This window comes from Corallococcus caeni, from assembly GCF_036245865.1.
Lineage (GTDB): Bacteria > Myxococcota > Myxococcia > Myxococcales > Myxococcaceae > Corallococcus > Corallococcus caeni.
In genome coordinates this window covers 99,011-110,356 of the sequence record NZ_BTTW01000003.1, presented here as the reverse complement: position 1 = coordinate 110,356, position 11,346 = coordinate 99,011, and the positions used below count along the sequence as shown (strand labels likewise).

Annotated in this window: 9 protein-coding genes; 5 read left to right on the top strand and 4 right to left on the bottom strand. The window is 70.8% G+C overall.

The features are described from left to right. Positions 1-119 precede the first annotated feature (119 nt). From AABA78_RS14730 to AABA78_RS14720, 3 genes are read left to right on the top strand one after another with little or no spacing between them, the layout of a single operon-like run. Positions 120-2,153, top strand: a complete 2,034-nt coding sequence (locus tag AABA78_RS14730; RefSeq protein WP_338263716.1) for a serine/threonine-protein kinase — start codon at positions 120-122, stop codon at positions 2,151-2,153. Positions 2,154-2,206: 53 nt separating this feature from the next. After that, positions 2,207-3,028, top strand: coding sequence for a hypothetical protein (locus AABA78_RS14725; RefSeq protein WP_338263715.1), 822 nt, complete (start codon positions 2,207-2,209; stop codon positions 3,026-3,028). 11 nt (positions 3,029-3,039) lie between these two features. Further along, entirely contained in the window at positions 3,040-3,861 is an 822-nt protein-coding gene (locus AABA78_RS14720; protein ID WP_338263714.1) for a hypothetical protein, read from the top strand. Positions 3,862-3,874: 13 nt separating this feature from the next. On the opposite strand, the gene AABA78_RS14715 is transcribed toward AABA78_RS14720, so the two are convergent. Both AABA78_RS14715 and AABA78_RS14710 read right to left on the bottom strand, forming a co-directional pair. Further along, complete coding sequence (locus tag AABA78_RS14715) at positions 3,875-4,840, bottom strand: 3-oxoacyl-[acyl-carrier-protein] synthase III C-terminal domain-containing protein (protein WP_338263712.1); 966 nt, start codon at positions 4,838-4,840, stop codon at positions 3,875-3,877. 4 nt (positions 4,841-4,844) lie between these two features. Continuing rightward, complete coding sequence (locus AABA78_RS14710; RefSeq protein ID WP_338263711.1) at positions 4,845-6,761, bottom strand: thiamine pyrophosphate-binding protein; 1,917 nt, start codon at positions 6,759-6,761, stop codon at positions 4,845-4,847. A gap of 392 nt (positions 6,762-7,153) precedes the next feature. On the opposite strand from AABA78_RS14710, the gene AABA78_RS14705 reads away from it, so the two are divergent. Then, positions 7,154-7,567: a hypothetical protein gene (locus AABA78_RS14705; protein ID WP_171420662.1), complete on the top strand. Its 414-nt coding sequence runs from the start codon at positions 7,154-7,156 to the stop codon at positions 7,565-7,567. A gap of 275 nt (positions 7,568-7,842) precedes the next feature. Further along, positions 7,843-9,486: a hypothetical protein gene (locus AABA78_RS14700; protein ID WP_338263710.1), complete on the top strand. Its 1,644-nt coding sequence runs from the start codon at positions 7,843-7,845 to the stop codon at positions 9,484-9,486. A 10-nt stretch (positions 9,487-9,496) separates the two neighbouring features. Here AABA78_RS14700 and AABA78_RS14695 read toward each other — a convergent pair whose 3' ends face one another. Both AABA78_RS14695 and AABA78_RS14690 read right to left on the bottom strand, forming a co-directional pair. Continuing rightward, positions 9,497-10,069, bottom strand: coding sequence for a GNAT family N-acetyltransferase (locus AABA78_RS14695; protein ID WP_338263709.1), 573 nt, complete (start codon positions 10,067-10,069; stop codon positions 9,497-9,499). 46 nt (positions 10,070-10,115) lie between these two features. Beyond that, the gene (locus AABA78_RS14690) at positions 10,116-11,345 is read right to left on the bottom strand and encodes an ABC transporter permease (RefSeq protein ID WP_171420665.1); all 1,230 of its coding nucleotides are present in this window, start codon (positions 11,343-11,345) and stop codon (positions 10,116-10,118) included. Position 11,346: the final 1 nt, after the last annotated feature.

Here is an 11,346-nt window from a genome sequence, read left to right as displayed (position 1 = left end):
TCCGGGGTGGGGCTGGAGTGGGTCGGGCTCGCGCCCTGGCGGATGGGGCGTGGTAGCGTGGCGCCCTGATTTTACGGGGTGCCTCGCACCCCTCTTGTCATCAGGACACGCCCTCTTCCATGACGCGCTCGGCTGACGGTGAGCTGCACATCGATTCGGTCCTCCGGAACACCTACAAAGTCGTCTCCGTGTTGGGTCGGGGCGGCATGGGTTCGGTGTTCCTGGCCCAGCACCTGCGGCTTCCCGGCAAGCAGGTCGCGGTGAAGGTGCTGCGGGTGGGTGACCACGTGGGGCCGGACCTCCACGTGAGGTTCCGGCGCGAGGCGGAGATCGCCTCCCGGCTGGGGCACCCGAACATCGTGGAGGTGCTGGACTTCGACACGCTGGAGGACGGCAGTCCGTTCCTGGTGCTGGAGTACCTGCGCGGGGAGAGCCTCGCGGACCGGCTGCGGCGCGGGCGGCTGTCGCTGGAGGAGGTCTTCTCCTTCACGCGGCAGATGGGCTCCGCGCTGCAGACGGCGCACCGCGCGGGCATCGTGCACCGCGACCTCAAGCCCGCGAACATCTTCCTGGTGCCCACGGACTCCGGCGGCGTGGTGGGCGAGCGCGTGAAGCTGCTCGACTTCGGCATCTCCAAGGTCATGTCGTCGGAGACGCTCCAGACGCAGGAGGCGGTGCTCATCGGGACGCCGCAGTACATGTCGCCGGAGCAGGCGCAGGGGCAGAACAGCCGCATCGACGCGCGCACGGACCTGTTCGCGCTGGGCGGCATCGTGTTCGAGATGATCTCCGGGATGACGCCCTTTGGTGGCGGGTCGCTCGCGCAGATCATCTACCGCGTGGTGCATGAGCCGCCGGTGTCGCTCGCCACGCTGATGCCGGAGCTGCCGGAGAACGTCACGCGGGCGGTGGCGCGGGCGTTGGAGAAGAAGCCGGAGAACCGCCATCCGGACGTCGCGTCGTTCATCGCGGAGCTCACGGGGACGACGCTCCAGTCGCTGCCGGAGACCGAGGAGCAGATCGCGGCCCGGACCTTCTCGCGCACGAAGCGGCCCTCGGGTGTGGCGCTGCCCTCCGTGGCGCCGAGCGACGAGGACGCGCTGGGCGCCACGATGGCACCGGCGGCGAACAAGGGGCCGGGGACGGGCCGCTTTGGAGCGGACGCGCTCGCGGCGTCGGATGACATCGGCTTCGACGCGACGATGGCGCCCCGAGCCAGCGGCACGGTCCCGTACGGCCAGCAGCCGCAGGTGGCGGGCGGCACGATGGGCTTCGGCGCCACGCAGCTGCCCGGGAGCGGCGTGGGGAGCTCGGGCGTGGCCCTGCCGTCGCCGGGTGTCCCCGCGCAGTCTCCAGGAAGCTACAGCGGCCAGCAGGTCGCCCATGGCCATGGCACGGGCCAGCACGTCATGCCGGGCAGCATGGGCGGACAGCAGGCCGTGCCTGGAAGCTTCGGTGGACAGCAGGCCGTGCCGGGCAGTCTCCCGGGAGCCATGGTCGTTCCCCAGGGTCAGCCGCTCGCCCCGGTGAGCGTCACGGGGCAGCCGGGAATGCCCGGTCCGATGACGTTGCCTTCAGGCCCGGTCGCCCCACAGAAGTCGCGCGTGCTCCCCATCGCGGGCGCCGCCGCGCTGATCCTCGGTGCCGTGGGGCTCGGGTGGTGGCTGCGGCCTCCGCCGCCGGTCGTGGCGCAGCCCGCTGTCGTGAACGCGGCCCCGCCTCCTTCTCCCCCGCCGACCGTGGCCCCGCCCCCCGTGGCTCCCCCGCCGACCCAGCCCTCGACGCCCGTCGTGGCACAGCAGGACGTGCCCCCGCCTGTTCCCAAGGCGGATCCGCCGCCGAAGCAGAAGGCCCCCGGCACCACGAAGGATCCCCAGGGACCGGCCTTCAATCCTCCGAACGAGGCGTCTCGCGCGGCCCTCGCCGAAGCACGCGAGGCGGTTGCCGCGGGCGACCTGACCAAGGCCATCGCGCGGGCCAAGCGCAGCTACAGCGATGGTCCGAACCTCGCGGCCTACCTGCTGCTGACCGAGACCTACTGCCGGCAGAAGGACCTCGGGGGAGCGCGCACGTACTGGAACCTGCTGCCCGGCAACCTGAAACGAAAGGCCGAGCAGGAGTGTATGCACTACGAAGTCGACCTGTCGTTGTGAGCTGACACCGCCCCTCCGTGGGACCGCGGAGGGGTGAGGGGGAAACACCCAACATGAAATGCATCGTCGCCGTGGCCGTGCTGGCCACCCTCCTGGGCACCCTGCCCGCCCAAGCCGCGCCGCCCGCGCCCGTTGAAGCCGGCAAGGTGTTCGTGGGCCCGCAGGGCGAACAGGTCGCCGTCGTGCCGCTCACGCCCCGCGAGCAGAAGAAGTTCCTGCTGCGCATCCAGGGCACCGGCTCCGTGCTGGACAACCTGGTCCTCCCCTACACGGTGAAGGACTGGAGCAGCCTCAGCACGCAGCGCCAGAACTACACCACGCAGTGGCACGGCAAGGACTACTCGCCGCTCATCGTCGTGGGCAAGAACACGGAGCTGCACTTCCCCGGCGGCCCCGGCAACGGCATCGCGGTCCAGTACGACGAGGCGCGCTCCCAGAAGCTCAAGCCGGAGGAGGTCTACGCGCAGCACCAGCAGCAGACCCAGAGCGGCCAGCTCGCGAAGCTGATGGCCTTCGACCGCAAGGCGGAGGAAGCCGTCCACGACACCGCCTACGCCGAAGCGCTCCAGGAACTGAACACCTCCTGCGGCACCTCCGCGGCGGGCGCCATCGACTGGAGCACCGTCACCGAGCCCTTCCTCAAGGCCCAGAAGATCGCCCGCTTCTGCGCCTTCCCCCTCACCGCCCTGAAGGCGATGTGCGACGTCTCCGAGGAGGCCCGCCGCACAGTGAAGGCCCGCCTCCAGCACTTCGACTGCCGCTTCGGATCCGCGCTGGAGCCCGCCCTGCAAGGCGACCGCTTCGTGTGGACCACGACCCCGGAGGCGACCAACCAGGAGAAGGCCGCCACCCGCTACTTCAAGAAGCACCTCTAGGCCCGCGCACCATGCTCTTCCAACACATCCTTCCCGTGGCCGCGCTCCTCGCCGCCAGTCCCGCCGCCGTCGAACCGCCGTGGGGCAAGGCGGAGAACCTGGGCCAGCGCATGCACCTGGAGGCCACGTCCGTCTGCACCGACGGCAAGGGCCACTACGTCGTCTCCGTGCCCCGCGAGGACACGGACGAGCTGGAGGACCGGCTCTACTACGGCGACGCCAAGATCCTGGTGGAGGTGCCGCGGCCGCGCACCCGGAACCTGTCCGCCACCACGTTCCTGGATCCGCGCTTCTTCAACCCGGCCGGCACCGCCGACTACGACGGCGTGGACCTGCGCGTGCACTCGCAGCTGGCCGTGGACGCGAAGGAGCGCACCTGTTCGCTGCGCTGTGGCGAGCGCAAGGTGGCCCTGGAGATGCTGCCCGGTACGGAGGCGCGGGAGCTGTTGCGCAAGGCCGCCTACGTCCCCAACCCGCAGAAGTTCGCGCCGCACGCGCTGCTGCGCGACTCGGAGGGCACGTACTACTACGTGGACAAGGGCTTCACGCCCGCGGAGTCCCGCAACTTCCGCGTGTTCATCGGGCCGCGGGGGGACCTGAAGCCGCAGAAGATGACCAACGTGGTGGCGGACTCCGAGGGGGAGATCTTCACCACGAAGAAGGGCCAGCTGCGGCTCGTCATCGACCGCGCGCAGAAGCCCCTGTGGATCGAGAAGGCGCGCAAGGAGGTGGAGCTGCGCAACGTCCCCGTGGAGCAGAACCTGCCCCTCATCTACAACGAGCTGGGCGTCTACACGGGCATCCGGCTGGGCACGCCCTGCGACGACCAGTAGCCCGACCGTCGCGCTAGACGCGCACCAGCAGCGCCAGCTGGTGCGCGCCAATGCCCAGGCCGACCATCACCAGGTACTTCGTGCGCAGCTCGCGGTGGAACCGGGCCAGCGTCACCGGCATGGACGCGTGCACCATGTTCCCGTAGTCCTCGAAGGTGTCCAGGTACTCGCGCGGGCGGATCTCCTTCGCCCAGTGGTCCATCAGCTTGCGCGTGGCCTGGTGGGAGATGAGCGTCACGTCGTCGCGCGCCACGCCGTGCTTCGCGAGCAGCCGCTCCACCAGCCGGGGCGGCCCGTTCATCCCCGAGTTCAGGAACGCCTTCACGCCCTCCGCGGGCGCGATGCCATAGGTGGGGTGCGCGATGCCGGACTCCGGCCGCACGCCCATCATCATCGCGCCGTACTCGTCGCTGAAGGTGTCCGCGGCCCAGTCCACCAGCGCGAGCCGGGTGCCCGCGCCCACCACCACCGCGCCCGCCCCGTCGCCAATGCCAATGGCGTGGCCCTGCGTGTAGTCCACGTTGCGGGTCCACGCGGCGCCCACCACCACCAGCGCGTGCTGGATGCTGCCCGCGCGCAGGGCCTCCCAGGCCAGCACGATGCCCATGAGGAAGTTGACGAAGTCCGCCTGCACCGGCACCACCAGCGTGCCCTGCGAAAGGCCCAGGTCCCGGTGCACGGCGTAGAGCGCGTTCGGCGTGACGAACTCCGACACCGACACGTAGCCGTACAGCCGGTCCACGTCCGCGACCGTCAGCCCCGCGTCCCGCAGCGCGGCGGCGCCCGCCTTCGCGGTGAGCGCGGCCAGGGACTCGCCGGGCGCCAGCACGCGGCGCTCGCGGTTGCCGTAGAAGAGCGCGTGCTCGCCGCCACTTCCGGCGGCGCGGCGCAGGGGCTCGAACAGCGGGTCGTCGTTGCCGCGCACCGCGTCGGGGACCGCGGCACCGACTCCCAGGAGCGCGAAGGTCGCGTCCGTCATGGTGCTACGTCGCGTCCGACGCCACGGCGGCGAAGCGGTCGCCGTACGGCGGCACCTCGCGGTAGTCGATGTGCGCGACGATGACCTGCGGCTGGCCGGACTCGTCCGCGCGGCGCAGGACCTCCGGCAGCAGCGCGTCCAGCTGGCCGGGGCCGTTCACCGTGTAGGCGCGCGCGCCCAGGGACTCGGCGAAGGCCTTCAGGTCCGGGTTGCCCAGGCTGTAGAAGTCGTCCTCCAGCGGCTGCGTGCGGTCCTGCACGTGCTCGCCGTGGTTCACCATGCCCAGGAAGTTGTCGTTGAGGACGATGGTCACCGTGCCCACACGGTAGCGCGAGGCGGTCAGCATCTCCGTGCCGTTCATCAGGAACGCGCCGTCGCCGACGACGGCCACCGCGGCGCGCTCGGGACGGCCAATCTTGCCGCCGATGACGGCGCCGCAGGACCAGCCCATGGACGACAGGCCGCAGGGGTAGAAGATGCGCGCGGGCGGCGTGACGTGCAGCACGTGCGCCGTCCACCCCGTGCAGTTGCCCATGTCGATGTACAGGTCCATGTCCGGGCTCAGGTGCTTGTCGAGCTCCGTCATCAGGTCCTGCGGCTTGATCGAATCGCGGTCCTGCGGGGCGCGCACGGTGAGCGCGGGCTCCTTCAGCGCCATCACCTGCGACCAGCGCTCCTGCACGCGCGCGCCGCTGGACGGGCCAATCATCTGCCCCAGCTCCGCCAGGCCCGTCACCACCGAGCCCACGTCCGCCACGATGGGCAGCCGCACCGGCAGGAACTGGCCGATGTTGGAGGCGTTCACGTCCACCTGGATGACGTGGTGCACGGCCTGGAAGTACCGGTGGAAGCTCTTGGAGGCCCACTCCCCCAGGCGGCTGCCCAGGACCACCATCACGTCCACGCCGTCGCGCAGGTACGCCTCCGCGCGCTTGCTGCCGGCCAGGCCCAGCACGCCCAGGGACAGCGCCTCGCGCTCGGAGAACAGCCCCTTGCCGCGCATGCTGGTGGCCACCGGGATTCCGTGCTGGGTGACGAACGCGGTGAACACGTCGCCGTGCTGGGCCATCGCCTCACGCGCGCCCGAGCCCAGGAAGATGAGCGGACGGCGCGCGGTGCGCAGCAGCGTGAAGGCGGCGCGCAGGTCCTCGAAGGGGGCGGTCGCCGGGCGCGCGCGGAAGGCGCCGCGCGTGGTGGGGACCGAAGCGCGGTGGATGGGCTGGCGCGCGATGTTGGACGGCACGCTCAGGTGCGCGGCGCCGCCGGGCAGGCCCTGCGCGGTGCGCAGGGCGCGCGCCAGCAGGCGCTGGAAGCTCTGCGGGTCGGCGACGCCCGTGGAGCTGGCGCACGCCTGGCGGAACATCTCCACCGTGTTCACGCCGTGGGTGCTGCTGCTCTCCTGCATCGCCATCAGGCCCACGCGGTCCGTGGCGACGTTGCCGCTGATGGCCAGCATGGGCACGCCGTCCAGGTGCGCGGAGGCCACGCCCGTCAGCGCGTTGGTGGCGCCCGGGCCCGCCGTCACCATGCACACGCCCAGCTTGCCGGTGGCGCGCGCGTAGCCGTCCGCCATGAACGCCGCGCCCGCCTCGTGCGACGAGATGATGAAGCGCATGGAGGCGTGCTTGCGCAGCGCCTGCTGGAACGGGGCGAGGTTGCCGCCCGGGATGCCGAACACCGCATCCACCTCCTCCGCCTCCAGGTGCGCGATCACGCAGTCGGCGACCGACAGGTCCTCCACCGTCTTGAAGCCCCGCGCGTTCGTGTCCCCGTACATCGGGATCGGATCGCCGTGCCGAGCCTCCAGCGCGTTCGTCATCCCAGTGGACGGCGCCTCGTGGCGCAGCGCCTCGACGGGCACCTCGGTCCGCAGGGAGGTCGACGTAACGGACTGGAGGTCAACGAGCGAGGAGTTGGACATTGAAGGACGTCTCCAAGGCCCCGGAACCCGTGTGCCCGGCAGTCCATCGCCGGGTCGCTGCCACCGAGTCCGGGGGGACCTCGATGCGTTGTGACAGTTTTGCGGGGGTGCTGGAAAACTGCATCCCTTTAATAGCGGGTATCCAAGCGACTGTGAAGTAAAATCAGTGGAAAGTTCGCCTGAGGCTGGATTCTCACACTTCGGGACCGGTTACCACGTCTACCCCGGGACGGCCCCGGGTTCACGCGGAGAATGAGGCTCGCGCGCGTACGTAGGTGCAGCAGGAGTGGATCCACGGTGGGCCTGACTGGAGTAGGCTCGTAGGCACGCTGCCACCCGGCCGGAGTCGCACGGGAATGGCGCGCGCACCACAAAAACAACGTGGGGGTTTCATGGCTGAGAATCTGCGGACGGAGTACGGCTTCCGGATCAATGCGCCCGGCTACATCACCCCTGCCGAGGCCAAGGTCTGGTTCGAAGACCTTCGTACCAAGGTGGGTGTGAAGCGGGGGCGCCCCTTCGGGCTGATGGTGGACATCCGCAGCCAGAAGGCGAACCCGCCGGAGACCCAGGAGATCATCAAGAACGCGATGGGATGGCTCCGGCAGAACGGCATGGTGCGCTCGGCGGTGGTGCTCGACAGCACCGTGGCGCGCCTGATGATGGTGCGCATGGCCAAGCAGAGCGGCGTGTACGAGTGGGAGCGCTACATCGACGCGTCCAAGGACACGGACTGGGAGCACAAGGCGATCGATTGGATCACGAACGCCACGGAGCCTTCGAAGGAAGAGGACGCCGCGGCCTGATGTGAGTCCCAGGAGTGATGGCGGTGGAGGCCCCCTTCGAGAGGCCCACCGCCTCCCCTGCCCGGTCGGGCCCTCTCGTTTCCCCCGCTACCCTCCAGGTCCTGTCCGTGATTCCCGGGTCCCCGCGGAAGCCAGGCTGGTTCGGGGCGGTCCTGCTCCTCATCCCCATCCTTGGCCTCCTGGGGCCGGGCTGCGCCGCCCCCGCCGCGCCGCGTGACGGCCCGCTGGCGAGGATCCCACCTTCACCGACCTCATCCCCTGCCCCGGCCGCGCGCGTGCTGCGGGTGCGCGTGTACGCGGACGTGGACCACCGGGCGCGGGTCCTCCATTGGGAGCGGGCCTTCGAGGCGTGGCTCCAGCGCGCGAGCGACGCGGTGCGCGGCCCCCTGGGCGTGACGTTCGAGCTGGAAGCCGCGCGGGCCTGGGACCGGCGCGGCTCCGAAGGCCCGCTGGAGCCGGTGCTGGGGGAACTGGAGGCGGTGGACGCGGGCGAGGACGTGGACCTGGTCATCGGGCTGGTGGCGGCGCCGGTGTCCTTCGACGGCGCCCAGCACGAGCTGGGCTTCGCGCGCGTGCTGGGGCGTCACTGCGTGCTGCGCGGACCGGGCGGGGGGCTGCCGGTGGGCGCGCGGCAGCGGCTGGAGGTGGCGGTCCTGCTGCACGAGTGGGCGCACACGTTGGGCGCGCCGCACGTGCGCGATGGGCGTGGATGGATGTCGCCGAAGTACGACGTGGGCCAGACGGGGTTCGACGCGCGGACGCTCGCGTTGCTGGGCGCGGGGCTCCGGCACCTGCCCGGGGCGCGCGTGGAGCTGGAGGCGCAGAAGGCCTGGGCTCGCGAGCTGCGTGGGGTGGTGGAGGCCATGAGCGGCCCGGCGTGGGAGGGGCCTGAACGGGACTTCCTCCTGGAGTGGACGGAGCGGGTCCGCGCCTCCGGCGTGGTGTTGGGGCCGGAGGGCACACCCCGTTCGCTGTCGCCGCTGGAGCGGCAGCGGCTGGCGGAGGTCATCGCGCTGGAGAAGGCGGGCCGGCCGGAAGTCGCCGCGAAGGCCCTGGAGCCGCTGGCCGTGCGGCATCCCCACGACGAACGCGTGCAGTTGCTGGCGTGCTACCTCGCGGTGCACCTCACGCCGGGGCTGGACGCCACACGTGAGCGCTGCGAGCGCGCCATCGCGCGGTTCCCCGACGAGCCCTCCCTGCGCATGAACGTCGCGCTGCTGCACCTGCACGCGGGCCGCTTCGACGAGGCGCAAGACAGCCTGGTGGCGGCCAGGAGGAACCTGGAGGCCCGGACGGAAGGCGGCGAGCCCGCGCAGTGGGCGGACCTGGCGGCCCTCTTCCTGCGCGCCCACTGCGTGACGTGGGCGGAGGAGACGGCGGCCCGGGCGCCGGGGCTCGCGGCGTCAGCGGCAGTCATGGAACAGGCGGCCCGGCTGAGACGCCAGGTGGCGCTGCCGGCCAGGAGCGGAGCGGGCACCTCCCCTGCCCTGGAGCCCGCGCGCGAAGGGCCGCTGGTGCGAGCGGTGTCCGACGTCGAGGCGCTGCTGCATGCGGGCTCCTCGGGCCCCGCGCGTGAACGCATCGCCGCGCTGGCGCAGGCGTTCCCGGCGAGCCCGTCCGTCACGCTCCTGCAATGTGAGCTGTACCTGCTCCAGGGGCGGCTGGGCTCCGCGCGGACCTCCTGCGAGCGCGTGCTCGCGTTCCGGGAGGATGCGGTGCAGGCCCACCTGCTGCTCGGCGTGCTGGCGACGAACACGCGGGCGCATGCGCGTGCACGCAAGCACCTGGAGCGCGTCATCGCCCTGGAGCCGTCGCGCACGGAGGCCTGGCACCTGCTCGCCCGCGAGTACCGGGGCACCCGTCAGCTGAAGCCGCTCCAGGTCCGCTACCGCGAACAGTTCGCGCGCGACCTGCCGTGAGGCGCTCGGCCTACTTCGCCACGGACGCGCGCCAGGCGTCCTCGAGCAGCGCCAGCAGGAGCATGTCGTTGAAGCCGCCGCCGTTCCCGTCGGCCTGATAGCCGCGCAGCACGCCCTCCTGCTGGAAGCCCGCGCGCAACAGCGCCTTGGACGACGCGCTGTTGCGCGCGTTCACCATGCCTTCGATGCGGTGCAGGTTCAGGTGTTCGAAGCCGAAGCGGATCAACGCGGGCAGGACGCCCGTCATCACGCCCTGGCCCCACAGCGCGCGCGCGACCATGTAGCCCACCTCCGCGCGGCGGTCCTTCTGGCTCCAGTTGAAGAGGGTCAGGTAGCCCAGGGGCGTCGGGTCTTCCTCCCGCGACAGCACCCACCGGATGCCCTTGCCCTGGCGCATCGCCTCCAGGTCGCCGGTCAGCTTCGTTTGCAGCGTCTCCCGGAGCACGGGCACCGTGAAGTTGAGGCTCCGCGCCACCTCGGGATGCGAGTACAGCGCGATCACCCCGTCCATGTCGTCGGGAGTGAAGAGGCGCACCCGGTGCGGCGCGGGAACGGCGGGCAGCGGCAAGGTGACGTAGGACATGGACATGGACATGGACATGGACATAGGGCACGCGCACGCGGAGCGCCTACTCCGCGCGCATCGCCTCCACCGGATCCAACCGCGCAGCGCGCGACGCCGGGTAGATGCCGAAGAGAAGCCCGACGCCGCAGCTCATGCCCAGCGACAGCGCCACGGCCCACGCGGGCACGCTCATGGGGAACAGCAGCACCCACTTGCCCAGGAAGACGAACCCGAAGCCCAGCCCCAGCCCCAGCATCCCGCCCACCAGCGACAGCATCACCGCCTCCGTCGCGAACTGGCCCAGGATGCGGCGGCGGCGCGCGCCCAGCGCCTTGCGGATGCCAATCTCCCGCGTCCGCTCCGTCACCGACATCAGCATGATGTTCAGGATGCCGATGCCGCCCACCACCAGCGACAGGAGGCACACCCCCACGCCCGCGAGCGCGATGACCTGGGACAGCTCGTTGAAGGACGCCGTCATGGACTCGTTGGTGTGCAGCTCGAAGTCGTTCGCGTCCTGGGGCGTGAGCCCCCGGCGGCGGCGCATCAGGTTCACCACCTCGTCCTGCGCCTTCTGGAACACGGCGCCGTCGCGCGCCTGGATGTCGATCTCCACCGAGCGGTTCTTGCCGTAGAACTGCTGGAAGGCGCGCATGGGCAGGATGGCCTGGTTGTCCTGGCTGGCCATCCCCATGACGCTGCCGCGCTTCTGCAGCACGCCAATCACCTGGAACGGCCGGCCCTGCAGCCGCACCTCGGAGCCCACCGGATTCATGCCCGGGAAGAGCGTGTCCGCCAGGTCCACGCCAATGACCATCACCGGGCGGCCGTCCAGCGTCTCCGTCTCGTTGAAGAAGCGGCCGGTCGACACGACGACGCCGCTCGTCTCCAGGTACGTGGGCTCCGTGCCCAGGACGCTCACCGAAGGCGGTGTCTCCCGGAACGCGGTGGTCAGCTTCTTGCCCCACTCCTGGGCCACGGGCGTAGCCGCGCCCACTGAAGGACAGGACTCCACGATGGCGCGCACGTCGTCGCCGAGCAGGTCCTTGCGCTTGGCGTACTTCGCCCAGTTGATGCGGCCGAAGCCCGTGGGCCACTTCGTCACCTCGAAGGTGTGCGCGCCCAGGCTGCCCAGGTTCTTGTTCACCTGTTCGCGCAGGCCTTCAATCAGCGCCATCATCGTGATGACGGTGGCCACGCCGATGACGATGCCCACCAGCGTCAGGAGCGAGCGGAGCGGGTTGCCCAGGAAGGTGCCCACCGACAGCCGCAGGTTGTCCAGGAAGGCACGCATC

Coding starts and splice junctions, on each gene's coding strand:
- AABA78_RS14730 (WP_338263716.1), top strand. CDS start 120: ATGACGCGCTCGGCTGACGGTGAGCTGCACATCGATTCGGTCCTCCGG.
- AABA78_RS14725 (WP_338263715.1), top strand. CDS start 2,207: ATGAAATGCATCGTCGCCGTGGCCGTGCTGGCCACCCTCCTGGGCACC.
- AABA78_RS14720 (WP_338263714.1), top strand. CDS start 3,040: ATGCTCTTCCAACACATCCTTCCCGTGGCCGCGCTCCTCGCCGCCAGT.
- AABA78_RS14715 (WP_338263712.1), bottom strand. CDS start 4,840: ATGACGGACGCGACCTTCGCGCTCCTGGGAGTCGGTGCCGCGGTCCCC.
- AABA78_RS14710 (WP_338263711.1), bottom strand. CDS start 6,761: ATGTCCAACTCCTCGCTCGTTGACCTCCAGTCCGTTACGTCGACCTCC.
- AABA78_RS14705 (WP_171420662.1), top strand. CDS start 7,154: ATGGCTGAGAATCTGCGGACGGAGTACGGCTTCCGGATCAATGCGCCC.
- AABA78_RS14695 (WP_338263709.1), bottom strand. CDS start 10,069: ATGTCCTACGTCACCTTGCCGCTGCCCGCCGTTCCCGCGCCGCACCGG.
- AABA78_RS14690 (WP_171420665.1), bottom strand. CDS start 11,345: ATGCGTGCCTTCCTGGACAACCTGCGGCTGTCGGTGGGCACCTTCCTG.